Annotated in this window: 23 protein-coding genes; 17 read left to right on the top strand and 6 right to left on the bottom strand. The window is 62.3% G+C overall.

The features are described from left to right. Positions 1-124 precede the first annotated feature (124 nt). Positions 125-622, top strand: a complete 498-nt coding sequence (locus tag V0U79_RS07065) for a hypothetical protein (RefSeq protein ID WP_330198781.1) — start codon at positions 125-127, stop codon at positions 620-622. After that, complete coding sequence (locus V0U79_RS07060) at positions 622-1,770, top strand: DUF418 domain-containing protein (protein ID WP_330198780.1); 1,149 nt, start codon at positions 622-624, stop codon at positions 1,768-1,770. Before V0U79_RS07065 ends, V0U79_RS07060 begins: the two co-directional genes overlap by 1 nt. Here the strand turns inward: V0U79_RS07060 and mnmA are convergent. The 4 genes from mnmA to flgK all read right to left on the bottom strand — a co-directional run bounded on the left by mnmA (position 1,767) and on the right by flgK (position 6,346). Further along, on the bottom strand, positions 1,767-2,951 hold the full coding sequence (gene mnmA, locus V0U79_RS07055) for a tRNA 2-thiouridine(34) synthase MnmA (protein ID WP_330198779.1): 1,185 nt from the start codon (positions 2,949-2,951) through the stop codon (positions 1,767-1,769). The two genes, V0U79_RS07060 and mnmA, sit on opposite strands and share 4 nt — an antisense overlap. Before the next feature lie 82 nt (positions 2,952-3,033). Beyond that, positions 3,034-3,261 carry a hypothetical protein gene (locus tag V0U79_RS07050; protein ID WP_330198778.1) on the bottom strand — a complete coding sequence of 76 codons (228 nt, stop codon included), beginning with the start codon at positions 3,259-3,261 and terminating at the stop codon, positions 3,034-3,036. 20 nt (positions 3,262-3,281) lie between these two features. Next, positions 3,282-4,196 carry a flagellin gene (locus V0U79_RS07045; protein ID WP_330198777.1) on the bottom strand — a complete coding sequence of 305 codons (915 nt, stop codon included), beginning with the start codon at positions 4,194-4,196 and terminating at the stop codon, positions 3,282-3,284. Between the two features lie 11 nt (positions 4,197-4,207). Next, on the bottom strand, positions 4,208-6,346 hold the full coding sequence (gene flgK / locus V0U79_RS07040) for a flagellar hook-associated protein FlgK (RefSeq protein WP_330198776.1): 2,139 nt from the start codon (positions 6,344-6,346) through the stop codon (positions 4,208-4,210). Between the two features lie 422 nt (positions 6,347-6,768). On the opposite strand from flgK, the gene V0U79_RS07035 reads away from it, so the two are divergent. The 15 genes from V0U79_RS07035 (at position 6,769) to V0U79_RS06965 (ending at position 21,469) form a co-directional block, all read left to right on the top strand. Further along, positions 6,769-8,286, top strand: coding sequence for a flagellar hook-length control protein FliK (locus V0U79_RS07035; protein WP_330198775.1), 1,518 nt, complete (start codon positions 6,769-6,771; stop codon positions 8,284-8,286). A 10-nt stretch (positions 8,287-8,296) separates the two neighbouring features. Beyond that, on the top strand, positions 8,297-8,950 hold the full coding sequence (locus tag V0U79_RS07030) for a flagellar hook assembly protein FlgD (protein ID WP_330198774.1): 654 nt from the start codon (positions 8,297-8,299) through the stop codon (positions 8,948-8,950). Positions 8,951-9,046: 96 nt separating this feature from the next. Continuing rightward, a complete protein-coding gene (locus V0U79_RS07025) occupies positions 9,047-10,435 on the top strand; it encodes a flagellar hook-basal body complex protein (protein ID WP_330198773.1) in 1,389 nt (462 codons plus the stop codon). 187 nt (positions 10,436-10,622) lie between these two features. Next, a complete protein-coding gene (sciP, locus tag V0U79_RS07020) occupies positions 10,623-10,916 on the top strand; it encodes a CtrA inhibitor SciP (RefSeq protein ID WP_330198772.1) in 294 nt (97 codons plus the stop codon). A gap of 160 nt (positions 10,917-11,076) precedes the next feature. Continuing rightward, positions 11,077-12,726 (top strand): flagellar basal-body MS-ring/collar protein FliF, encoded by a 1,650-nt coding sequence (gene fliF / locus V0U79_RS07015; protein WP_330198771.1) that lies wholly within the window; start codon positions 11,077-11,079, stop codon positions 12,724-12,726. 7 nt (positions 12,727-12,733) lie between these two features. Beyond that, complete coding sequence (fliG, locus tag V0U79_RS07010) at positions 12,734-13,762, top strand: flagellar motor switch protein FliG (protein WP_330198770.1); 1,029 nt, start codon at positions 12,734-12,736, stop codon at positions 13,760-13,762. A gap of 10 nt (positions 13,763-13,772) precedes the next feature. Next, positions 13,773-14,441 (top strand): FliH/SctL family protein, encoded by a 669-nt coding sequence (locus V0U79_RS07005; RefSeq protein ID WP_330198769.1) that lies wholly within the window; start codon positions 13,773-13,775, stop codon positions 14,439-14,441. An 11-nt stretch (positions 14,442-14,452) separates the two neighbouring features. Beyond that, positions 14,453-14,836, top strand: coding sequence for a flagellar motor switch protein FliN (gene fliN, locus V0U79_RS07000; RefSeq protein ID WP_330198768.1), 384 nt, complete (start codon positions 14,453-14,455; stop codon positions 14,834-14,836). A gap of 38 nt (positions 14,837-14,874) precedes the next feature. Continuing rightward, positions 14,875-16,239 carry a sigma-54-dependent transcriptional regulator FlbD gene (gene flbD, locus V0U79_RS06995; protein WP_330198767.1) on the top strand — a complete coding sequence of 455 codons (1,365 nt, stop codon included), beginning with the start codon at positions 14,875-14,877 and terminating at the stop codon, positions 16,237-16,239. Positions 16,240-16,246: 7 nt separating this feature from the next. Beyond that, a complete protein-coding gene (gene flhA / locus V0U79_RS06990) occupies positions 16,247-18,358 on the top strand; it encodes a flagellar biosynthesis protein FlhA (RefSeq protein WP_330198766.1) in 2,112 nt (703 codons plus the stop codon). A 45-nt stretch (positions 18,359-18,403) separates the two neighbouring features. Further along, entirely contained in the window at positions 18,404-19,369 is a 966-nt protein-coding gene (locus tag V0U79_RS06985; RefSeq protein ID WP_330198765.1) for a flagellar biosynthesis-like protein (FlhF), read from the top strand. Continuing rightward, positions 19,366-20,157, top strand: a complete 792-nt coding sequence (locus tag V0U79_RS06980) for a nucleotide-binding protein (RefSeq protein WP_330198764.1) — start codon at positions 19,366-19,368, stop codon at positions 20,155-20,157. Before V0U79_RS06985 ends, V0U79_RS06980 begins: the two co-directional genes overlap by 4 nt. An 11-nt stretch (positions 20,158-20,168) precedes the next feature. Beyond that, positions 20,169-20,486, top strand: a complete 318-nt coding sequence (locus V0U79_RS06975) for a hypothetical protein (RefSeq protein ID WP_330198763.1) — start codon at positions 20,169-20,171, stop codon at positions 20,484-20,486. 83 nt (positions 20,487-20,569) lie between these two features. After that, the gene (locus V0U79_RS06970; RefSeq protein WP_330198762.1) at positions 20,570-20,947 is read left to right on the top strand and encodes a hypothetical protein; all 378 of its coding nucleotides are present in this window, start codon (positions 20,570-20,572) and stop codon (positions 20,945-20,947) included. Between the two features lie 60 nt (positions 20,948-21,007). Further along, positions 21,008-21,469 carry a hypothetical protein gene (locus V0U79_RS06965; protein ID WP_330198761.1) on the top strand — a complete coding sequence of 154 codons (462 nt, stop codon included), beginning with the start codon at positions 21,008-21,010 and terminating at the stop codon, positions 21,467-21,469. On the opposite strand, the gene V0U79_RS06960 is transcribed toward V0U79_RS06965, so the two are convergent. Together V0U79_RS06960 and fliI are read right to left on the bottom strand one after the other, a co-directional pair. Then, positions 21,466-21,882, bottom strand: coding sequence for a flagellar FliJ family protein (locus tag V0U79_RS06960; RefSeq protein WP_330198760.1), 417 nt, complete (start codon positions 21,880-21,882; stop codon positions 21,466-21,468). The two genes, V0U79_RS06965 and V0U79_RS06960, sit on opposite strands and share 4 nt — an antisense overlap. Next, entirely contained in the window at positions 21,879-23,204 is a 1,326-nt protein-coding gene (gene fliI, locus V0U79_RS06955; protein WP_330198759.1) for a flagellar protein export ATPase FliI, read from the bottom strand. Before fliI ends, V0U79_RS06960 begins: the two co-directional genes overlap by 4 nt. Positions 23,205-23,316: the final 112 nt, after the last annotated feature.

Genomic DNA, 23,316 nt, shown 5'->3' with positions numbered 1-23,316 from the left:
ACAGCGGGGATTTTGCTGCGCTGCACACAAGCGATTTTACACGGGTTTTCGCAAACACCGGAATTTAGCGGCTTTTCCTGACCCCGGTGCTCGGCTACACCGGCAAGGGGAACGGGGGAATTACATGTCCAGAGCCAAGGGCCGGCCCAGCCGGCGATCCTTTCTGGGTCAGATTGTCGGCAGTGCCGCACTGACCGGCAGCGTCTCGATCATCTCACCGGCCTATGCCCAGAATCGGACCTGGAGCGCTGAATATGCGGCCTGCCGCTCAGGCGTAACCGACCGTGATGGCGGATCCGAAGCCGATCCGGTGGGTAATGGCCGCTCTTCAGGTTTTTCTGACTCCGATAGCGGTGAAAACGCGGATCCGGCCGGCAATGGGCGCGGGAACGGTCCGTTCACCGACCGGGATCGCGGGGCGCATGCCGACCCGGCCGGCGAAGGCCGGGGGCCGGGCCGGCGCGCAACCGACACGGATACCGGTTTTGGTTCAGACCCGATTGGCCACGGTGAAGGCGGAGACCGGATCCGGGCGGCGTCGAACCGGCCGTGCCCGGAACCGGCTTCAACGCCTGAAATTGCACCGGCGGACTCGCCAGACATGCCGGAGGATCACCCCTGATGACCGACGCGGCTAACAGCTCTGATCCGTCCCTTTCGGAAATCACCGCGCCGGCTGCGGCAAGGCTGGAGGGCATCGATTTTGCCCGCGCCATCGCCTTCCTCGGCATGATGATGGTGAATTTCCATATCTACATTCACAATGCCGATACCGATCCGGGCTGGGCGACCCAGTTCGCCAGCCTGTTTTCCGGACGGGCCGCAGCCACCTTCGTCTTCATCGCGGGCATCGGCACCGCGCTGCTGACGGCACGCTGGCGGCGCTCGCGCAGCGTCGAGGACCGGCGCGCCGCGCGAATGTCCCTGTTCAAGCGCGGCCTGTTCCTGTTCATCGTCGGTGTCTCGTTCCGCGCGCAATGGCCCTATGACATCCTGCACTTCTATGGCGTCTATCTGGCGCTGGCGGGTCTGTTGTTCACGTTCAGCAAGCGCTGGCTGGTCGTCTTCGCGATCGTCACGCCGCTGATTTTCGTCGCCGAGTATCTGGCCTTCCCGCCGCTGCTTGGCTGGGATTACTGGGAGAGCCCCAGCTTCCATAATCCGCTGGTGGCGTTCCGCGATGTCTTCTTCACCGGTCACCATCCCGTCTTCCCCTGGTTCGCCTTTTTCATCGCCGGAATGGCCGTCGGCCAACTTGATCTGCACAAATCCGCCAATCACTGGCGGCTGTTGATCGGCGGGGTGATCCTGATCGCGCTGGCCAAGGCGGCGAAGTTCGCCATGCTCAGCCTCAACTTCGTGAAAGTCCTGCCGGTCGAGGACTGGGGTCCGGGTTATGCACTCAACTACATTGCCGATCTGTTCGGCACCTCTGCCTATCCGCCGACACCCTTCTACGTGATGTTCGGGCTGGGCGTGGGGATGATTGTCCTGTCCCTGTCGCTGATGCTGTGTGCCTCGGATGCGCGCCGGAAATTCGTCAAACCGGTGATCCATGCCGGCCAGATGGCGCTGACGCTCTATCTCGCCCACGTCTTTATCGGCGTGACCGGGATTGAATGGTTCCTGCCCGAGGAGTGGGAATCGATCTGGTGGCTGTTCGGCATTGTGATCACCTTCTTCATCGCCTCGGTGATCTTCGCCTCGATCTGGCGGCGCTATCACAAGCGCGGCCCGGTGGAGTGGGCGATGCGCAGGCTGGTGGATTAAACCGTCCCCGTAATCCAGCCGCCGCCGAGCACGCGGGCCGCATTGTCTGCGGGCGAGTAGAACACCGCGGCCTGACCCGGCGCGACGCCCTCCTCGCCTTCATCCAGCAGGACAGAGACCTTGCCGTCTTCGACTTGCAGAACGGCAGGCACGGGCGGGCGGGTGGACCGCACCTTCACCAGCACTTGTGAGCCGTCCTGTCCGGCAATGGCCTCATCGCCGATCCAGTTGACCTCGTGCAGGCGGATCTCATTGACGCGCAGGGCCTCGCGCGGACCGACAATGACCTGCCGGTTTGCCGGATCCAGACGGACAACATAGAGCGGTTCGCCGGTGGCTACGCCGAGACCGCGGCGCTGACCGACCGTATAGCGCAGCACACCGTCATGTGTGCCCAGCACACGGCCATCGACATGGACGATCTCGCCGGGCTCGGCAGCGCCGGGGCGCAGCTTCTCGACAATGTCGGCATAATTGCCGTCCGGTACAAAACAGATGTCCTGGCTGTCCGGCTTGTCGAAAATGGCGAGACCGAAGGCTTCGGCCAGCTGGCGCGTCTGGTCCTTGGTCAGGCCGCCCAGCGGGAAGCGCAGATAGTCCAGCTGTTCGCGCGTGGTGGCGAAGAGGAAATAGGACTGGTCCTTGCCGGCATCCTCGGCGCGGCGCAGTTCCGGCCCGTTGGGGCCCTCCACGCGGCGGATATAATGACCCGTCGCCATGCAGGCTGCGCCCAGCTGTTTGGCCTGCGCCAGCAGATCGGCAAACTTCACCCGCTCATTGCAGCGCACGCACGGGATGGGCGTTGCGCCCGCCAGATAGGTATCGGCGAACTCGTCCATCACCGCTTCGCGGAAGCGGTTTTCATAGTCCAGCACATAATGGGGAAAGCCCATTTCCTCGGCGGCGCGGCGGGCATCATAGATGTCCTGCCCGGCGCAGCAGGCGCCCTTCTTCTTGATGGCGGCACCATGATCGTAGAGCTGGAGGGTCACCCCCACCACGTCATAACCGGCCTTGTGCAGAAGGGTCGCCGTCACGGTGGAATCGACACCGCCCGACATCGCGACCACGACGCGGTGGTCGGCCGGGTTGCCGCCAAGGCCGAGAATGTCTCCATCCAGGCCGAACTCACGGATAAGGGTATCAGCGCGGCTGCCGCCGTCGCGCATTTTCGTCGTCATCACGCTCTCCCACGGGGTCAAGGCCCGAAGCAGTCGTTTAAGGGAGCGCGGATATAGGCGAAAAGCGGGAAATAAGGAAGGGTCAGCTCAGACCGCCCAGGTAATGGATAATCTTTGGGCCGATTAGCATCGCCATAACACCCGCAAACAGTCCGGCAAAAGTTGCAATCCAAAAGGCGTCTTGAAGCGGCTGTCCAGAAACCCACCCGCCGAAAAACGAAATGATGAATGCAAGCGCGCCAACACCAAAGAATGCCAGAATTCGCTCGTGAACTATTTCGTGAAGCGATTTCTTGTTTTTCGGGTTCATGGTGGGACGATTCCTGAAGTCTATCGCAAGAACGGCAAGAGCGACACCTGGCTGAGGGTGGAGAAGGTTTTCGCCGCGACATCCACCGCCGTCTGTGCCTGCTGGAAGCGGGTGGCCGCTTCGGCCATGTCGGCATCTTCCAGATCGCCAATCAGCTTGGTCAGATAATCGGCCTTCTGGTCCTGGTTCGAGATCATGGCCTCGACCCGCGATTGCAGGGCACCATTCTCCCCTACCCGGTCATTGATCCGGTCGAAGGCGGTCAGCACATTGGCGATCTCGCCCTGCAGATAGGTCTGCTGGGCCTCGGTCAACGGGCCGTTGAGAGGACCGTCCGGTCCGGCATCGAATTCGGCCAGGCGCTTGAAGGCTGCCATCAGATCCGTGCCGACCTCGCTGGCCAGCAGGCCGACTTCCTGAGTGTAATTGTCATCCAGTTTTGCCACCGGGCGGCGGCTGGAATTGACGAAGACATCGGCGGCTGTCGGTGCCGCGACAAGGTCGCTCAAAGAGTCGGCGCTGATCGGCGGCGTATCGGTGCGCGTGCCCCCGAAGACATAACCGCCGGCATACTGGGTGGAGAGCGCGTCGCGGGCGCGCTCGAACGCCTCGCGGGCCGTGCTCATGATGTGGGTGCCGTCAATCGTCGTCATCGCCACGCGCAGATCGGTGGCCGCTTCCGACAGCTTGTCCAGCGCGGTCGCGGTGATTTCCATCTTGTTGGCGACCCGCTCGGCGGCAAATTTGTAACCTTCCGCCCGGTCGCGCGATCCATAGGCCGCGGCGATGGTTTCCGCCCTGTGGCCGGCGCCCTTGAGGTCCGGATTGAGTTTGCCCGTGGCCAATTGCTGCTGGGTTTCGAAAACCGTGCGCTGCGAACGCATCAGGTCAAGTAGGGCAGTCTGGGCGGCGGCGGCAGTGGCGATACGGGTCATGAGATCCTCCGCTAGATCAGATTGATCAGCGTTTCGGTCAATTCCTTCGCGGTCTGAAGGAGGCGGGCCGAGGCGTTATAGGATTGCTGGAACAGGGTCATGTTGGCGAGCTCTTCATCGAGGCTGACGCCTTCGACATCAGCGCGCTTCTGGTCGGCAGCGGCCTTCAGGGACTGGGCCGACTGCATGGCCCGCTCGGCCCGCGCAGCGCGGGAACCGATATCGCCGGCGATGCGTGAGGCAAAGGCTTCCAGCGTGGCTGTGCTGGCGGTGAAACCGCCGGCGGCATCAAAGCTGCGCTGGGCAGTCATGACGCCCTGCAAGGCGTGCCCCCCGCGGCCATCACCAGCGGCCACAACAATATCGCCAATGGCCGGCGCGCCATCTAGGTCAAGCTTGGCGAGCGAGAGCAGCGAGGAGTCCGCGCGGATCCGCTCGGCGACATTCATAGCGTCGAGCCGTGTCACCTTGGCCGCCAGGCCCAGGCCGAATTGCGAGGAAAAGCTGATACCCGTTGTGCCCCGCTCGGTATTGTCGGCTTTCAGTTCGACGCCGAAATCCTGGAAGCCGGCCACCGGCGTCTGCACCAGGCGCCCATTGGCATCGAGCGAGAAGGTGACATAGCGGCCCAGCCCGGTCGTCGGGTCATTGAGCGCGGTCAGCATATCTCCCATGGTCGCACCGGTGACGCCAATGGTGATGTCGCCGACATCCGAGCCGTTCGGCGCCGTGACCGAGAAGATCAGCTCCTGCCCCGCCGTATAGCCATGGCTGTCCGTGGTTTGCAGGCCCGTCGCGAAGTGAACCGGGCGGATGGAGTCGACCAGATCATTGAGACCGAAGAAGTGCGAGAAGCCGCGGCCGGCACGATCCGATGGCGTGGTGGCATCCTGCAGCGTGGCGATGCCATTCGTGCCCGTGGCCGAGATCGACATAACGCCATTGGTAAAACTGGCAGAGCCGTCCGCGCCCAGCGCCGTGTTCAGCGAGGTGATGAAATCATCGACACTGGTTCCGCCGAATGCCACGGCAGCGCCACCATCGACGCTGTAGGTTCCGGCGTCGAAATCGACGTCGATGCGCTTGACCAGCGCACCGGAATTGCCGGTCACCGCGATCGTCGTGGCGCCCGTGAAGTTCAGCGCGTCCGTGCCCAGAAGACCGGTATTGTGACCTGTCAGCGTGGTCGGCGGCGGATAGGCGGTGGCGTCGTTATGCGCCTTGTTAAGAGCATCTGCTGCCGAGGACACCAGTTCGGCAATCTCTTCCATCAGGGCCGGCAATTCGTCATCGCGCAGGCGGATCAGGCCCGCCAGCTCACCGCCCGAAATATGGGCATTGAAGTCGCGCTGTACCGTGCCGCCCGGTGGCTGGATGGTGATGCGGGCATAGTCGACACCCGCCGCGCCGGAGCCCGAGGGCGGATAGCGCAGTATGGCGGACCCGTTTTCAACCAGGCCCACGCCATCCGTCGTGGTCACGAAGATGCGGCCATCCGGCTGGGTGGAGGTGCGGACATCGACAAACTTGCCCAGCTCGTCGATCAGCTCGGCCTGCCGGTTCTGGGCGCCAGTGGAGTCGGCGGCCGCCGCGGACAGGGATTGCACTTCCAGATTCAAAGCGGCGATCTCGGCGGTCAGCTCGTTGACCCGTTCGATGGTGGAACCGATGCGGGAGTCCGCTTCCTGGCGCTGGATGCGCAGCTCGTTATAGAGCCGGCGGCCTTCCTTAAAGAAGGATTGCAGGTCCGCCGCCACAGACAGGCGCGACACGCTAAGGCCGGGATCGACGGCGGCCGATCCGATCGAGGTGAAGGCCTGGTTGAGGCGCGAGAAAATTGATCCCTGATCATCGAATGTGCCGACCTGCGCCTGGAAGCGGTCCAGTGCTGCGGCAACAATATCGGATTCCGAGGCAACGGCAGTCGCCCGGATCGAGGCCGCCTGCAGGAAGGCATCTGCTACCCGGACAACGCCGGTGACACTGACGCCGAAGCCGACACCATTGACAACTCGCGTGGAGAGGCCGGCCTCGACGCGGGCATAGCCTGGCGTGTTGACGTTGGAGACATTGTTGGACGAGGCCCGGATGCCGATCTGGCTGGCCTGAAGACCAGACAGCGCACTTCCGAGAATGGCACTTAGCGACATGGAGACCTCCCTTCACGCGCAGGGGCGCGGACGTGCATTTCTGCCGGGCCGACGGCAGTTCTTGCCGGGTTTTCACGGCAGGCAGCCAAGGCCGCGCAAACGTTAAATGTTTGCCTTGGTATTGAAATCGCGTCGTTTTTCGACATGGAGCGGCCTTTTCTCCTGCACGTCAGAATTTCCGTCGGTGAAAAGCGGCGCAAAGTGCGGGCCAGATGATCGGCCACCTGTCAGCCCGGCAGATTCCGCCCTGCGGCACGGGGAGATTCCTGCCCACAGGCAGAAACCCGCCTGTGGCACCTCATTTTTTCCATCAATATATCAATGCCTTATATGATTAATGGTGTGGCCCGTCTTTTGCAGCTCCACACGCGGACAGGCGAGTCATCGGGGTTCGTCGGAGATTTCGGGGAGGCAAAACCGGCATGGACGCACTGTTTGCGATCCTTTCCGGACAGACGTCCGCCAGCGGGACCGGCAAGAGTGCCGGACAGCCTGCGGCGGCGGGCGGCTTTGATGCCCTTCTTGCCAGCATTACCGAGGCAAATGGCGCCATCCAGCCTGTTGTCCCGGTGACCTATCGGCAGGGTCAGAATGCCGATGCCACACCCTTCGATCTGACAGCCCCGGCACCGCAGACTGCCGAAACGGGTAGTGTTCTTGCGTCACTGACCGCGGCAACCACCACCTCTTCGCCTTCCCCCACCACGGGATTGGTGAATACCGGCGCGCCGGATCTGCCGCCGGACACGATTTCTGCAGGTTCCGGCTCCATGGCTGTGGAACCGTCGGGCGAGCGAGCCGATGGCAGCGCGGCCACTACCGTAACGGATACAACAGAAACCGTGCCGCCCCTCACCGGGCAGGCGCCCACCGCTATGCCGGGAACAGGCCCGGCGGCTGATCATATAGACGTGGCATCGTCAACAACCGAACCCGGAGCGCCCCGCCCTGCCAGGCAAATGCCGCAACCGCAACAAGGCGGCGTACCGGTCCAGCCGGCATCAGGCCTCAGCCACCGAGCTGCAGCACCGTCCGGCGCGGGGATTGAACCCGATGCCGCCGTGGCGGTGACGGCCGTGAACGGTCAGCTGGCAACAGCCGCCATGTCCGCACCGGAGATCATGGCGGCCGCCAGCCCGGACGCCGGGGTTCAGGGGCGCCGGGCCGGCAATGCCGGCGATTTCGAGCCGCTGACACGCGCTGCACCAGGCGCGAAAGCGGCCACCACGCCGCAATTGCCCGCGCAGACGGCCAATGCGCAGCCCAGCCCAGCCACGCCGGCAACGCCTCAGGGCCCTTCTGTCCAGTTGACGCCGCCGGAACAGGCCGTTGAGGCGCTGTTGGGCAAATCGTCCTTCGACAAGGGCGGGCAGACGCCCATACATATAGAGACGCCGCCGCCAGCCCCCGAATCCGAGGGCGAAACCGTCGAGCTGAGTCAGGCGCGCCATGCCGAAGCCAGCCGTGCGGCCGAGCGCCCGGGAACGGCAGCGGGCACGGCCCGTTTCACTCCCGCCAATGCCGGAACGCTGGCTGCGCAGATCGCCTCACGGTTCCAGAATGGCGAGCGCCGCTTTGAAATCCGCATGGATCCGCCCGAGCTGGGCCGGGTCGAAGTGAAGATGCATGTCAGCCACGACAATCGTGTCCATGCCGTGCTCAGCGCCGACCGTCCGGAAACACTTCAGGACATGCGCCAGCATATCCGCGAGCTGGAACGGGCCCTGGCTGATGCCGGACTTGAACTGGCCGGAGACGGGCTGTCCTTCGAATTGTCGCAGGATCGCGATGAGAATGACGGAAATTCCTCATCATCGAATGGTTTCAGCGAACTGGCCTTTGCCGAGAACGCTGCCGGTGATGTTGTCGCTGCCGCGCTGCCCAGGGAGCTCTACGGCTTCCAGCTGGCGCGTTCGAGCAGTGTGGATGTGAGATTGTAGGAGCAAGACCATGACAACCGGTATCGAAAGCCTAGGCCTCAGCAGCACGACACGGAATTCACAGTCCGCCCTGGCGAACAATTTCGAGATGTTCCTGACCCTGCTGACCGAGCAGATGAAAGCTCAGGATCCACTGAACCCCCTGGATTCAACGGAATTCGTGAACCAGCTGGTCAATTTCTCGAGTGTCGAGCAGGAAATCCGCTCCAACCAGAATCTTGAAAGCCTGATCACAATCCAGGCGGCCGCGGCGCAAAGTACGGCGGTCGGCTTCATCGGCCGCGAAGCTACTGTCGGCACGCCGCAGGGCGTTTTGCAGGATGGCCAGGCCGAGTGGACCTATGTACTGCCCGAAGACACGCAGGGAACGCTGGTCACAATTACTGACGAGAATGGCCGCACCGTCGCCACCTTCGAAGGTGAAGTGACAGCCGGCCGTCACACAGTTGAATGGGACGGGACGGATATCAATGGCGGGCAGCTGGATGATGGCGTCTACTCCATGTCCATAACAGCGCTAAATGCGGATGGTCAGCCTATCACGGCTGATATCCAGACCACGGCCCGGGTCACTGGCGTTGATTTCTCGGGCTCTGAAGTTGTCGTCCAGATGGGCGATATCGAGGTGCTGCTGTCGTCTGTCCGCAGCATCAGGGAGGTTTAACCAGACGGGCCAATAAAGGCCCACGCTTGGCAAAAGAAATCTGCCGGGTGGATGATAAAAAGCAGAACGCTCCTAACAAACTCAGGGAGCAAACACATGAGTATCAATTCAGCCCTTTGGGCCGGCGCGACCGGCCTGCTGGCGAACTCCAGCGCCTTGGCCGCTGTTTCCGACAATATCGCGAACGTGAATACGGTTGGCTACAAGCGCGCAGCGGCGGTTTTCCGCCCGGTCTATGACTCGCACGGCGTGACATCGCGCTATGCTGCCGGCGGTGTGACCACCACCAATAATTTCGAAATCACCACGGGCGGCCTTCTGACGCCGGGCACCTCGCCGACAGATATGGCGATTGCCGGCAATGGCTTCTTCGTAGTCCGTCCCGTAGCCGGCAATGTATCGGCGACGGATGCCGTCCTGTTCACCCGGTCCGGTTCCTTCTCCGCAGATTCGCAAGGCAATCTGCGCAATGATGCCGGCCTCTTCCTTTACGGCTGGCCGGTTGCTCAGGATGGGTCGGTCACGACCAACCCGTCTGACCTGACCGGGCTGGAGGCGATCAACCTCTCCTCCATCGGCGGTGCGGCGGAAGCCACGACCTCGGTCGGTCTCAATGCAAACCTGCAGGCAAGCCAGCCCGTGTCGGCATCGGAAGCCACATATGACCCCACAGTCAGCGCTAATAATATGGCTTCAGGCGGTGTGACGCCGGACTTCCAGCGCAATATCCAAGTCTATGACAGCCAGGGCGGCGCGCGGACGATCACCATTTCGATGCTGAAAAGCTCTACGGCCAATCAGTGGCATGCCGAGCTGCACGTTTCGCCCACGACCGACATTACAACCGGCGCAGGCCTGGTTGATGGTCAGATCGCCACCGGCACAATCGCGTTTGATGCCAATGGCGAGATTGATCTGACCAACACCACGCTGCCGCTGACGCTGGATTTCCTGGCCTCGAACAATACGGCCCCGCTGGGCGCGACCCAGTTCCAGTGGGCGGCCTCGACCGGCGTAGCCGGCCAATCCATCGATCTGGATATCGGTTCGCCGACCCAGCCCGGCGGCATGACGCAATATGATAGCCCGTCCGCCCTGACCTCCACGCAGGTCAATGGCTCGGCCTTCGGCACCTTTACAGGTGTGGAGGTCGACAGTGACGGCTTCGTCTATGCGAAATTCTCCAACGGTATTATCCGCAAGACGTATCAGGTGCCGATCGCGACCTTCGTGAATGCAAACGGGTTGAATGTTGAATCGGGCGGTGCCTTCTCGGTCACGCCGGATTCAGGCAGCTACACCTTCAACATCCCGGGAACAGCTTCGGCCGGTACGATTGCCTCCTCGACGCTGGAGAATTCCAATGTCGACCTGGCGACCGAGTTTACCAGCCTGATCACCACGCAGCGGGCCTACTCCGCTTCGTCCAAGATCATCACCACTGCCGATGAAATGCTGGACGAAGCCATCAGGATGAAGCGCTAGCGCTGAACTGACCTGACTTCCTGAGTGAAGGACCTTCCGCCCCGGCGGGAGGTCCTTTGCATTTTAGTTATTGAGTTAAATGACAATTTACCACGGCGTTTAGGCGGAATTTAAGACGCTTGGCGTATCTTCCCCTCAACTAAGGACGACAAAGAGCGTCCAACGGGTGAAAACAAGGGTGGTGGATATGCAAGCTCGGCTTCGCAAGGAAAACTATGTCATTGGTCCGGACGGCAGCCCGCTGACGCTCGCTGACCTTCCCAATCCGACGACCAAGCGCTGGGTTATCCGCCGCAAGGCCGAAGTGGTTGCTGCGGTCCGCGGAGGCCTGCTCTCGCTGGAAGAAGCCTGCGAGCGCTATCGTCTGACGGTCGAGGAATTCCTGGGTTGGCAGCGCGCCATCGACAAGCACGGCCTTGCCGGCCTGCGCACAACCCGGATCCAGCATTATCGCGGCAAGCCGGACATGCTGGGAGCCTGATCTTCCCTGGAAACTGCGAAAAACCAGGAAAATTCGCCCGGCTCGATGAGCCGGGCGCCTTCTTATTAAACCCCCGTTTACGCGGGCAGTGGGAAAAAGTTGCCGGGTAGCTGCTTCGGAGCAGCGCAATGATTCGGCGGGAACCCACGTGAACAGCTTGATGGATCAGTTGAGATCGCTTGGTGCCATGCGCCTCATCGCCATTTTTGGCCTGAGTGCGGGATTGGCGGCCGCGTTGCTCTTTTTCAGTTTCAATATGGGCGGCGGCAGTCAGGCGCTGCTCTATTCCGGTCTGGATCCGTCGGATTCTGCCCGGGTCAGCGAAGCACTGGACACGGCGGGCATCGCCTACGAATTCCGCGGTGGCGGCTCATCCATCTATGTTGCACGCAACCAGGTCGATGAGGCTCGTGTACGCGTTGCCAGCGGTGGCGCACTGAATTCCGGTTCCGTCGGATATGAGATCTTCGATGAGACCGATGCGCTGGGCTCGACCAGCTTTGTGCAGAACATGAACGCCAAGAGGGCGCTTGAAGGCGAGCTTGCCCGCACCATCCAGTCCCTCGACAATATCGATTCCGCCCGCGTCCATCTCGTCATGCCGGAGCGCCGCCTGTTCGAGCGGGATGCCGCCGAACCGTCCGCTTCGATCGTTATTTCCGCACGCGGAAACCTGACCGCAGAGCATGCCGGCATTATCCGCAATATTGTCGCCAGTGCCGTCAGCGGCCTGTCGGCCAATGATATCACCATCGCCGATACGACCGGACGGCTGCTGGCCAGTCCGCAAGAGGGCGATTCCCTCGGTGCTGCTGCTCTGGAAGGCCGCCGGGCGCAGATGGAAGAGGTTTACCGCCAGCGCATTCTTGATCTGGTCGAGGGTGTCGTCGGGCCCGGCGCGGCGCGCGTCCAGGTCAGCCTCGAACTGAACCGCAACTCGATTACCGAAAGCCAGGAGCTCTATGACCCGGAAGGGTCGGTCCTGCGCAGCCGCACGCGATCATCGGAGGAAAGCACCGAGACCGACGGATCTTCCAATGCCGTGTCGGCTTCGGAAAACCTTCCGGATGACGGAACGGCCGGCAGCGAGGGACCGCAATCGGCCCGTCAGAGTGAAAGCTCCAACGATCAGCAGGAATTTGCGTTGTCGCGGACAACGACCACACGCGTGACCGAAGCCGGCCAGGTCGAACGGATGTCCGTGGCCGTGGCTGTCGACGGCACGGTACAGACCGAAGAAGACGGCACCACGACCTACGTTCCGCGCAGCGCTGAAGAAATGGCACAGATCACGGCTCTGGTTCGCTCGGCCATGGGCTTCACACAGGTCGAAGGCGGACGCCAGGACAGTCTGGAAGTCACCAATATCCGCTTTGCCCGCGCCGATCCGACGCTGGGAACGCCGGCCGCATCCGGTTTCTCGATCAACAAGAATGACATCATGCGGGCCGCCGAGATCGGCGTCATGTTCATCACGGCGCTGCTGGTGATTTTCCTGGTCGCGCGGCCGCTGGCCAAGAATGCCGCGGCCGCCGGCCCGGCCCTCGCCATTGCCAGTTCGGGCGGCGCAGGTGCCGGCGTGGCAGCCGCCATTGAAAGTGGCGGAGAACAACCCGCCATCGCCGATCAGAGCGGCCGGCAGATGCCGCAACCCTCAGCAAGCGCCGCACCGGCCGAGAGAGATGACGGCATCGATATCGCCAAGATTGACGGTCAGGTGAAAGCCTCCTCGATCAAGAAGGTTGCCGGCGTTGTGAATTCCCACCCGGATGAGTCGTTGTCGATCCTCCGCACCTGGATGAGTGAGTAAGAAACCGATGTCTCGCGACGGAAAACGCACGATTGACGATCCCGGCAAACTGGCTGGGCCGGAACGCGCTGCGGTGATCCTGCTGGCACTGGGCGATGAGGAGCACCAGCTCTGGGAGATGATGGACGAGGAGGAAATCCGGGAGGTTTCCCAGGCCATGTCCAATCTCGGCAATGTATCTTCGAAGGCGGTCGAACGCCTGATCGTCGACTTTGCCAGCCAGATTTCCCAGGGCGGTTCCCTGATGGGCTCGTTCGAGGCCACGCAGCGCCTGCTCAATTCCTTCCTGCCCGACGAAAAAGTCGAAGGCATCATGGAGGAGCTGCGCGGTCCGGCAGGCCGGACCATGTGGGACAAGCTGGGCAATGTGAACGAGGTCGTTCTCGCCAATTATCTGAAGAATGAATATCCGCAGACCGTCGCCGTTATCCTGTCCAAGGTGAAAGGCGAACATGCGTCGCGCGTTCTGGGGGCTCTGCCCGAGGATTTCGCGCTGGAAGTGGTCATGCGGATGCTGCGCATGGAGCCGGTCCAACGGGAGATTCTCGACAAGATCGAGGAAACCTTGCGCACCGAATTTATGTCGAACCTGGCGCGCACATCCAAGCGCGACAGCCATGAAATGATGGCGGATATTTTCAACAATTTCGATCGCCAGACCGAGAACCGCTTCCTCGCCGCGCTCGAAGAACGCAATCGCGACAGCGCCGAGAAGATCCGCGCCCTGATGTTCGTATTCGAGGATCTCTCGAAGCTCGACCCCGGTGGCATCCAGACGCTTTTGCGCGCTGTCGACAAGGATCAGCTCGGCCTGGCCCTCAAGGGCGCGTCCGACAGCCTGCGCGATCTCTTCTTCTCGAACATGTCCGAACGCGCGGCCAAGATTCTCAAGGACGACATGGCCGCCATGGGCCCGGTCCGCCTGAAAGATGTCGACCAGGCCCAGACCGCCATGGTTGCCAGCGCCAAGGACCTGGCCGCCAAGGGCGAAATCCTGCTGGCCGAAGGCGGCGGCGAAGACGAGTTGATCTACTAGGAAGGCATGAATGACCGACGCAGCGCGCAAATTTGACTTCGGAACCGTCTTTTCCAAGGACGGCGAAGTGCTGCGCGATGGTGATCGCGTCAAGCGGATACTGACTGCGGATGAAGTGGAAATCGTCCGCAAGGAAGCCTTCGAGGCCGGCGTCGCATCCGAAACCGCTCAGGCCGCCAATCAGCAGGCCGCGGCGGTGCAGGCGGTTGCTTCGCAAATGCAGATGATCCTTTCACGCCTGCAGGGTGAATCCGAAAGTCTGCGAGCTGACGCCTCTCGTATGGCCCTGATTGCCGCCAGAAAGATTGCCGGAGCCGCAATCGACAAAAATGCTGCCGAAGGCGTGGTTCGGTTTATCGAGGAGATCATGACAGATCTTCGTGGTGAACCGCATTTTGCTGTCGAATGCGCCGGGCCGATCGCCGGCATTGTGGCGCAGGTCCTCGAACAGACTGCCGCAGAAATCGGGTTTGAAGGTGCGATCAAGGTTCGCGCCAATCCGGATATGGCCGGCGCTGACTGCCGGCTCGCCTGGGGATCAGGCACGATCGAGCGTTCGCAGACCGATCTGGAGACCAGAATCGAGGCGCTTGTCGCCGAATGGCAGGCGGCGGCGCCGGAGGACCGGCCGGAAGCGCCTGGAAACGAAGACCCCGACGCCGGACCGGCTGAGGGATAAGGAGCAGGACCATGTCCGAAGAAAACGATCTCGAACTTCCGGATTTCGACGGCCAGGCAGACGCGCCGGGCGCCGATGTCCCGGCACCCGCTCAGGCGGAGGCCGGTGCCATCGCCGCAACACTGGCGGATGAGGATGAGAAGTCAGCCACGGATCTGGCGCCCGTCTTCGATGTTCCAGTGAATGTTTCGGCGGTGCTCGGGAAAACTCATATCGAATTGAATTCGCTTTTGAAACTTAAGGCCGGCTCGGTTGTCGAGCTGGACCGGAGAGTGGGCGAAGCCATCGACATCTATGTCAACGACCGTCTAGTCGCACGCGGCGAAGTCGTCGTGGTCGATGACCGGCTGGGCGTGACCATGACGGAAATCATCAAGGACGGAGATTCGGCATGACCGCAAATTCGTTCGGCAACGGCAAGGAGGGTTAGGCCATGCGCTTGCTCATCGTAGGAAGCCTTGGAGGACAACTCCATACAGCGGCGAAAATCGCTATTGATCGCGGCGCCAAGGTCGCTCAGGTCGATACAATCAACCAGGCCACCAATCATTTGCGGGCCGGCAAGGGTGCCGACCTACTGATGGTCGATGCCTCACTGGATATCGCCGCACTGATTGCCGCCAACGAATCCGAGCGTATCACGGTTCCCGTGGTCGCCTGCGGTGTGAATGTGAAGCCGGACATTGCAGCTTCCGCCATTCGTGCCGGGGCCAAGGAATTCATTCCGCTGCCGCCCGAAGCCGATCTGATTGCCGCTGTCCTCGAAGCCGTTGCGGACGATGAGCAACCAATGATCGCGCGCGACGCGGCGATGCAGAAAGTCATCGAGTTCGCCAACCAGATCGCGGCTTCCGATGCCAGCGTGCTGATCACCGGCGAAAGTGGTTCGGGCAAGGAAGTGATGGCCCGCTATGTTCACAACAAGTCGAAGCGGGCGGCTGCGCCCTTCATCTCGGTGAACTGCGCCGCCATTCCGGAAAACCTGCTGGAATCCGAGCTGTTCGGTCACGAGAAAGGCGCCTTTACCGGCGCCGTGGCCCGCCGGATCGGCAAATTCGAGGAAGCCAATGGCGGTACGCTGCTGCTGGACGAAATCTCGGAGATGGACGCCAGGCTGCAGGCCAAGCTGTTGCGGGCGCTTCAGGAGCGCGAGATTGACCGGGTTGGCGGAAACGGCCCGGTCAAGGTGAACATCCGTGTTCTGGCGACCTCCAACCGCGATCTGCGAAAGGCGGTTGCCGAAGGCACATTCCGTGAAGACCTGCTTTTCCGCCTGAACGTGGTCAATCTGGCGCTGCCGCCGCTGCGCGAACGCCCGGAAGACATAATTGCGCTGGCTGAGCATTTCGCCCGCAAATATGCGGCTGCCAACGGCCTTGGCGACCGCCCGATTTCGGAAACCGCGAAAACAGCGCTCATCTCCCGCGAATGGCCGGGCAATGTGCGAGAGCTGGAAAACACCATGCACCGTGCCGTGCTGCTGGCCTCGGGTCAGGAGATCGGTCCGGAAGCGATCCGCATGCCGGATGGCTCGCTGTTTACCGGCTCGGCGACGACAACCGCCTCCCGCGCTGCGGAAGCCGCCGATGTGGCCCAGCGCAACCAGGTCGGCCGGACAGTGGCGGAAGTGGAACAGGATCTGATCCTTGAAACGCTGGATCATTGTCTGGGCAACCGGACCCATGCCGCAAACATTCTGGGCATTTCGATCCGGACGCTGCGTAACAAGCTCAAGCTCTACACAGAGCAGGGCGTCAGCGTACCGCAACCGGGTGAAACACGTGCGGGTGCGGCCTGAAGAATAGATGGCAGACGCAACAGCCTCCTCCCGGACCGGCCAGGGCGGGTTTGACCTTCTAGGCTTCCTGAAAAAGGGCCTGCGGGGCGATATCGCTCTGGGGATCGGCATTATGGGCATCCTGGTGATGCTGATCCTGCCGATGCCGCGATTGCTGATGGATATCGCGCTGGCGATTTCCATCTCCCTCTCGGTTCTGGTGCTGATGACAGCGCTGTTTATCAAGAAGCCGCTGGAATTCTCGGCCTTCCCGGCCGTATTGCTCATCGCCACCCTCTTACGGCTGGGCCTGAATATCGCCTCGACACGGCTGATCCTGTCGAATGGCGCAGAAGGCACCAATGCGGCCGGTCAGGTGATCGAGGCCTTCGGGGCCTTTGTAATGCAGGGCAATGTCGTGATCGGCGTCATTGTCTTCATCATCCTCGTGATTGTGAACTTCGTCGTCATCACCAAGGGTTCCGGCCGGATCGCGGAAGTTGCCGCCCGCTTCACCCTCGATGCCATGCCCGGCAAGCAGATGGCGATCGATGCCGACCTGTCGGCAGGCCTGATCAATGAGGACGAGGCCCGCACGCGGCGCAAGGAGCTGGAAGGCGAAAGCAATTTCTTCGGTGCCATGGACGGTGCCTCGAAATTCGTCCGCGGCGATGCCATGGCCGGCCTTCTGATCACGGCCATCAACCTTATTGCCGGCATGGTCGTCGGCATTGCCCAGTCGGGCATGGATTTCAGCACCGCCGCCTCGACCTATTCGACCCTGACCATTGGCGATGGCCTGGTCTCACAGATCCCGGCGCTGATCATTTCGGTGGCTGCCGGTCTGCTGGTCTCCAAGGCCGGCGTTGAAGGTGAGGCCGACAAGGCTCTTTATGGCCAGCTGGCCGGGAATCCGCAGGGCCTCTACATGGTCGCAGCGACCGCTGGCGTGATCGGCCTTCTGCCCGGCATGCCGCTGATCCCGTTTGCGCTGATGTCTGCCGGCGCTGTCGGCCTGGCCATGACGGCAAACCGAAAAGCCACTAATCAGGAAACCGAAAAAGCCGCAAAAGTGGCGGAGGAATCGGCCGAGGCCGAAGCGGCCGAACCGCCGATCGGGGAAACCCTGGCCATCGACGAATTGAAGATCGAGCTGGGCTACGGCCTGTTGCCGCTGATCAATGATGTGGAAGGCCGCAAGCTGACCGACCAGATCCGTGCCCTGCGCCGGACCATGGCGGAAGAGACGGGCTTCGTGACGCCGTCCGTGCGGATCATCGACAATATGCGCCTCGGCTCGAATGATTATGTGATCCGGGTCAAGGAGATGCAGGCCGGTGAAGGCCAGGTGATGTTGAAGCATCTGCTGGTCATGGATCCGCAGGGTCATCAGATCGACCTGCCAGGCGAGCATGTAAAGGAACCGGCCTTTGGCCTGCCGGCCACGTGGATCGACGAGAATATGCGCGAGGAAGCCACGTTCCGCGGCTATACGATTGTCGATCCGTCGGCAGTTCTGGTGACACACCTGACGGAGATCCTGCGGGAATTCATGCCGGAGCTTCTGTCCTATGCCGAGGTCGACAAGCTGATCAACGGCCTGTCGAAGGAGCACAAGAAGCTCGTCGACGATATTTCGCCGTCGCAGATTTCCCGCGCCGGTATCCAGCGTGTCCTGCAAAACCTGCTCAAGGAGCGGATCTCGATCCGCGATCTGCCAACCATTCTGGAAGGCATTGCTGAAGCCAGCGCGCATTCCCAGCATGTCGACGCGATTACCGAACACGTGCGCACGCGTCTGGCCCGCCAGATCTGCCATGCGAATTCCGGTCCTGACGGTCAGCTGCCCATCCTCGCCCTGTCTCCGCAATGGGAGCAGGCCTTTGCCGAGGCCATGATCGGCGATGGCGAGCGCAAACAGCTGGCGCTGGCTCCGTCGAAACTGCACGAGTTTGTGGCAGCCGTCCGCGACGCCTTCGAGCGGGCCGCCGAGCAGGGCGAGACGCCGGCCATCCTGACCAGTCCCAGCGTTCGCCCCTATGTGCGCTCGCTGGTGGAGCGCTTTCGCGCCAATACCATCGTCATGGGGCAGAACGAGATCCACCCGACGGCCCGTCTGAAAACCATGGGGCATATCTAGGCAATGCGGCTGAAGACCTTTTCCGCCCCTTCCCTCTCTGAAGCGATGGCCAGCATCCGGCGGGAGCTGGGCGAGGATGCCATCATCGTCGCCACCAGCGATGCGCCTGGTGGCGGTGTTCAGGTCCGCGCAGCGTCAGATCAGCCCATGGGCGGCGATGTCATGGAGGCTCCGCGCGAGCGCGCCGAACGAATCCATAGCGAGATTGTGCGTCAGCGCGGCGATGATGCCGACGGTATAGACCGCATTATCCGCGCGCTTGGCTTTCACCGCGTTCCCGACAGCGCCATCGAGGCTCTGGCCCGCTTCTGCGAAATGCAGGAAGACGGTCCGGCTGCACACCTTTTGGCCCAGGGCATGGAAAGCCGCTACCGCTTTGCTCCCATTGAAGGACAGCCCGGCGAAGTCTTGTTGTTTGCCGGCGCTCCCGGTTCCGGCAAGACCGCAACGCTGGCCCGGGTCGCGGCCCGCGCGGCCGCGCACGGCGTTCCAGCGCTGCTGATCGCCACTGATTGCGAGCGCGCGGGCGCGGAAGCGCGTATTACAGAACTGGCCGAAAAGCTGTGTTTGCCTCATGCGCTGGCCGACGATCCGCGCGATGCAGAAGCTCTCGTGCAGGCGGCCGGCGACCAGCTGGTGCTGATCGATGCGCCTGCCGCCAATCCGTTTGATCTGGATGATCTCGACATGACGGCGGCTTTCGCAGCCGCTGCGGAGGCCGAAATCATCGCCGTGATCGAAGCCGGAACCAGCCCTGATGATGCCTTCGAGGCCGCGTCACTGATGGCTTCGATCGGTGCCTGCCGGACACTGATCACCAAAGCCGATTGTGCCCGGCGCAAGGGCGCCATGTTGGCCGCCGGTGAGGCCGGCCTGGCCTATGCGCACCTGTCGGCCAGCCCCTATATCGGTGCCGGGCTGGCTCCGGCGACACCCTTGCGTTTCGCCCGCACCCTGCTGGATCTGCAGGATCTGCCCGAGGACGCGATGCTGGAGGGAGACGAGGCATGAACCTGCCGTCTCATGCCCCTGCGGGGCGGATACTGGCCGTTGCATCCGGCAAGGGGGGTGTTGGCAAGACCGTTCTGGCCGCCGCCCTCGCCCAGGCTTTTTCCAGCAAAGGCGAACGCCTTTTGCTGATCGATGGTGATCTGGGCATGGCCAATATCGACGTTCAGCTGGGATTGCAGCCGGATGCCGATCTGGCCGCCGTGATGTCCGGACAGGTCCTTCTGGAAGATGCCTGCATCCCTGTGTTGGGCGGCCCGGCAAAACCTGGCGGTTTTGATGTCATCTCCGGGCGTTCGGGCTCCGGCGGACTGGCCGGGTTGCGGCCGGATGCCGTGAACCGGCTGGCCGCTGCCTGCGCAACCATCGCGCTGTCCTACGAGCGCGCCATTCTCGATCTGGCCGCCGGTGCCGACGATTCCACGCTGCGCCTCGCCATGGCAGCTGATGATGTGCTGATCGTCATCAATGATGAGCCAACCTCTCTGACTGACGCCTATGCCTTTGTGAAACGGCTGCGCATCCGCGATGAAAGCGCCGCTCCACTGGTGGTCGTCAACAATGCCCCGACGCTGAACAAGGCGCGCGAAGCCTACGGTGCCTTCCGCAAGACCTGTCAGAGTTTTCTCGGCTTTGCCCCGGCGCTCGCCGGTCTGGTCTCACGTGATGAGCATGTGCCGCTGGCGATCCGTGCCCAGTCACCGCTTAGCCTGCGTTCGCCGGACTGCGATGCCATGAAGGATATTGCCTGTCTCGCAGCCGGGCTCGCCGCAGGACGCGAAGCAGCGTAAGGTCTGATGCCATGGACGCAGTGATCGACAGGGTTTCAGACGGTTTTACAGCCATGGACTGGTGGCTGATTCTTGTCTGGTCGCTGTTTGGCGCCCTGATCATGCGGCGGATGACACAGCTGCCCGTTGTTGTCGGTCTGGCCTTCGTGGCTGACACGGTGACACCCTACTTTTTCCGGATTGGCACCGGCATGCCGCCGGATCTCGCCTTCAACTACATGCTGACCCGGCTGGACGGGCGCGGCGGCCTGGTCCTGTTGTCGACCGTCTTCATCTATTTCGTGCTGATCGGCCTATTGTTCACGCTGAAAGGCCGGTTCCGGGCCTGATGGGCCCCTTGCTGGCCTCCGCCCTCAGCGCGGCGCTTCTGCCGAATGGCTGCACACTGCCAGGGTGGAGTTTTTGTGTCCGGATGCCCGCAAATGCCGTTCTTGAAGCGCCGCGGGATCAGACCGATCCCTTCATCTATCACTTCCGGTTCGAAGACGGTTCGCAGGCTTTTGTCGCCGTCAGCTTCGACACAGAGACCGCCGTCGGTGGCGAGTGGTCGGAACGGAGGCAGGGCCTGGAAACCGTCAGGTGGCGGGCCGATGGTGAAGGCCGGATCGATTATTATATCGAGCGCGTCTGGGCCGAGGCAGCGGGCATCCCACGCTGGCTTCATGCCTGGATCGAGGCCTCCAGCGAAGGCGAGATATCAAACGCGGAAACGCTCATCCATTCGCTGCGCTCCTGCGATCCCGGCATGTGTCCCGCACCGGTACCGGTAGCGGCCGGCACCACGGACTGACATTGCCCGCATCTGTTTAGCCGCCGGCGGGCATCTGTCAGGGAAACCAAGGAGTTTCCCATGTTGTCTCTGATTGCTGCCGTTTCGCTCAGCCTGTCCCCGCCCGCTGTTGGCGCCCCTGTCGACTTCCACTTTGGCGCCGGGCCGGAAACCCATGATTTCGACGCGATCTGCGACAGCCATATCGTTCGCGAGTTCGACATTGCCGAGATGCCGCTGGCGACGACCAGTCACGTCCAGGTCGACTGTCAGGGCTATGACTATTTCGGCGCGGAGCGGTTAGCAGAATTCGTGTTTGCCGATGGTGCCCTGACGCATGTCTGGGTGCTGGTCGAGGAAAGCGAGCTGGATGATCTGCAGTCGGATTTCGAAAGCGCATTCGGCGCACCGGATGCCCGGGCCCCGGTCTTCGCCGCCTTCTTCTCGGCCCGTGCCGCGGTTCGCCGCGACATCCCCGAGGCTCTCTATTACAGCGAAGCGGCTGCGCCGCTGTTTGAAGCCTTCTTCTCCGGCAATCGTTAGTGCGCAGCCCGGCGGCGGGACTGGGCGATCTCGTCCACTTCCGCCTGTTCCTCCGCCCGTAGTGCTTCTTCGACCCGCGCCACACGGCGTTCTTCCAGGAGCTCGTATTTCTTGAGCTCCCTGAAAGCGCCTTCCAGGCGTTCCCGGATCTCGTCGGCCTGCTGGTCGACCTCGTCCATGGACGCGCGGATATTCTGCTTCCGCTTGATCACCGCCTGGGCATAGCTGCCATAGGCCAGGAAGCCATCCTTGTTCTGTGTCGCGGCAGCCTGTTCTTCAGGGACGGACGCTTCAAGCCGCTCGACCTGGTCAATCAGCGACTGGCGCACCCGGTCGATATCGGCCAATTGCTTTTGAAGCTCTTCCACCTTGAACCGGGCCAGCCGGATCAGCGGTTCGTGAGACCGTGTCATTGTGTTTCTCCATCACCACCCAAAATCCCGGCCAGAGTGGCGAAGCTCTCTTCTATGGATGTGGCTTCGTCCTTGCCCTGGGCGAGGAATGCTTCCAGCGGATCATTGAGCGCGATGGCGCGGTCCGTCTGGGCATTTGATCCGGCGGCATAAGCGCCGAGACGGATCAATTCTTCCATGTCGGTGTAGACCGAAAGCGTGCGGCGGGCTTCGCGCACCAGCTCGGCTTCATTGTTTTCATAGACTTCAGGCGCAACCCGGCTGACCGAGCGCAATACATCGATGGCGGGATAGCGGCCGCGCTCGGCAATGTCGCGGCTCATCACGATGTGACCATCGAGGATACCGCGCACAGCATCGGCAACGGGCTCGTTATGATCGTCGCCATCAACCAGCACGGTAAAGATGCCGGTGATGGATCCGGTTCCGCTTGGCCCCGGCCCGGCGCGTTCCAGAAGGCGCGGCAATTCGGCAAAGACAGACGGCGTATAGCCCCGCGTGGTCGGCGGCTCGCCAGCGGCAAGGCCTATCTCGCGCTGGGCCAGAGCCACGCGGGTGACGCTGTCCATCAGGCAAAGCACATCCAGTCCCTGGTCCCGGAAGTATTCGGCAACGGTGAGTGTCAGCTGGGCGGCCTGACGGCGCGCCAGCGCCGGCGCATCAGAGGTTTCGGTGATGACCACCGACTTGCGGCGGCCTTCCGGTCCGAGCACGTCCTCGACAAATTCGCGGGCCTCCCGGCCCCGTTCGCCGACCAGGCCGATAACAATGACGTCGGCATCGGCATTGCGCGCGAGCATGGACATCATCACTGATTTGCCAACGCCTGATCCGGCAAAGACGCCAAGACGCTGTCCGCGGCGCATCGGCGCAAAAACATTGAGAGCGCGGACACCCAGATCCATGCGCGGTCCCAGACGGCCGCGGCCATGGGCACAAGGCGGCGCGCCCCGCAGCGGATAGGAGATATGGCCCTTGGGTAGCGGGCCGTCATTGTCCAGGGGCTTTCCGAACCCGTCGATCACGCGGCCCAGCCAGCCTGAAGACGGGCGTACCGTCGCGACGGTCGGATCCAGCGCGACCGGAGCGCCGGGCCTGATCCCGTCGACCGGCTCGAATGGCATCATGATGGCAGACGGGCCCTTGAAGCCGACGACTTCACAATTGGCCATGCCCGTAGCGGTTCCGACACTGGCGCGTGAGCCGAGCGCCAATCCGCTGGACGGCCCCTCGACCTCGACCAGCAAGCCATTCACACCCGTGACGCGCCCTGTCATGACACGCGGGTCCAGCTTCTCGATGCGGTCGATCAGTGCCTGCATTCTTGATCCTTCAGCGCCTGTTTTGGGCGCAGTGAAGGCTCAAGCTATCAAATCGGGGTTAGAGGCACGTAAACGCGGCGAAGCAAATTCAGCGGACGCAGCTCTCAGCCGC

The sequence above is a fragment of the Hyphobacterium lacteum genome (assembly GCF_036330345.1).
GTDB lineage: Bacteria > Pseudomonadota > Alphaproteobacteria > Caulobacterales > Maricaulaceae > Hyphobacterium > Hyphobacterium lacteum.
Note: the sequence above shows the minus strand (reverse complement) of the source record. Positions and strands in the feature narration are given on the sequence as shown.

Excerpts from the sequence above, each read along its gene's own strand:
- V0U79_RS07065 (WP_330198781.1), top strand. The coding sequence starts at position 125 with ATGTCCAGAGCCAAGGGCCGGCCCAGCCGGCGATCCTTTCTGGGTCAG.
- V0U79_RS07060 (WP_330198780.1), top strand. The coding sequence starts at position 622 with ATGACCGACGCGGCTAACAGCTCTGATCCGTCCCTTTCGGAAATCACC.
- mnmA (WP_330198779.1), bottom strand. The coding sequence starts at position 2,951 with ATGACGACGAAAATGCGCGACGGCGGCAGCCGCGCTGATACCCTTATC.
- V0U79_RS07050 (WP_330198778.1), bottom strand. The coding sequence starts at position 3,261 with ATGAACCCGAAAAACAAGAAATCGCTTCACGAAATAGTTCACGAGCGA.
- V0U79_RS07045 (WP_330198777.1), bottom strand. The coding sequence starts at position 4,196 with ATGACCCGTATCGCCACTGCCGCCGCCGCCCAGACTGCCCTACTTGAC.
- flgK (WP_330198776.1), bottom strand. The coding sequence starts at position 6,346 with ATGTCGCTAAGTGCCATTCTCGGAAGTGCGCTGTCTGGTCTTCAGGCC.
- V0U79_RS07035 (WP_330198775.1), top strand. The coding sequence starts at position 6,769 with ATGGACGCACTGTTTGCGATCCTTTCCGGACAGACGTCCGCCAGCGGG.
- V0U79_RS07030 (WP_330198774.1), top strand. The coding sequence starts at position 8,297 with ATGACAACCGGTATCGAAAGCCTAGGCCTCAGCAGCACGACACGGAAT.
- V0U79_RS07025 (WP_330198773.1), top strand. The coding sequence starts at position 9,047 with ATGAGTATCAATTCAGCCCTTTGGGCCGGCGCGACCGGCCTGCTGGCG.
- sciP (WP_330198772.1), top strand. The coding sequence starts at position 10,623 with ATGCAAGCTCGGCTTCGCAAGGAAAACTATGTCATTGGTCCGGACGGC.
- fliF (WP_330198771.1), top strand. The coding sequence starts at position 11,077 with ATGGATCAGTTGAGATCGCTTGGTGCCATGCGCCTCATCGCCATTTTT.
- fliG (WP_330198770.1), top strand. The coding sequence starts at position 12,734 with ATGTCTCGCGACGGAAAACGCACGATTGACGATCCCGGCAAACTGGCT.
- V0U79_RS07005 (WP_330198769.1), top strand. The coding sequence starts at position 13,773 with ATGACCGACGCAGCGCGCAAATTTGACTTCGGAACCGTCTTTTCCAAG.
- fliN (WP_330198768.1), top strand. The coding sequence starts at position 14,453 with ATGTCCGAAGAAAACGATCTCGAACTTCCGGATTTCGACGGCCAGGCA.
- flbD (WP_330198767.1), top strand. The coding sequence starts at position 14,875 with ATGCGCTTGCTCATCGTAGGAAGCCTTGGAGGACAACTCCATACAGCG.
- flhA (WP_330198766.1), top strand. The coding sequence starts at position 16,247 with ATGGCAGACGCAACAGCCTCCTCCCGGACCGGCCAGGGCGGGTTTGAC.
- V0U79_RS06985 (WP_330198765.1), top strand. The coding sequence starts at position 18,404 with ATGGCCAGCATCCGGCGGGAGCTGGGCGAGGATGCCATCATCGTCGCC.
- V0U79_RS06980 (WP_330198764.1), top strand. The coding sequence starts at position 19,366 with ATGAACCTGCCGTCTCATGCCCCTGCGGGGCGGATACTGGCCGTTGCA.
- V0U79_RS06975 (WP_330198763.1), top strand. The coding sequence starts at position 20,169 with ATGGACGCAGTGATCGACAGGGTTTCAGACGGTTTTACAGCCATGGAC.
- V0U79_RS06970 (WP_330198762.1), top strand. The coding sequence starts at position 20,570 with ATGCCCGCAAATGCCGTTCTTGAAGCGCCGCGGGATCAGACCGATCCC.
- V0U79_RS06965 (WP_330198761.1), top strand. The coding sequence starts at position 21,008 with ATGTTGTCTCTGATTGCTGCCGTTTCGCTCAGCCTGTCCCCGCCCGCT.
- V0U79_RS06960 (WP_330198760.1), bottom strand. The coding sequence starts at position 21,882 with ATGACACGGTCTCACGAACCGCTGATCCGGCTGGCCCGGTTCAAGGTG.
- fliI (WP_330198759.1), bottom strand. The coding sequence starts at position 23,204 with ATGCAGGCACTGATCGACCGCATCGAGAAGCTGGACCCGCGTGTCATG.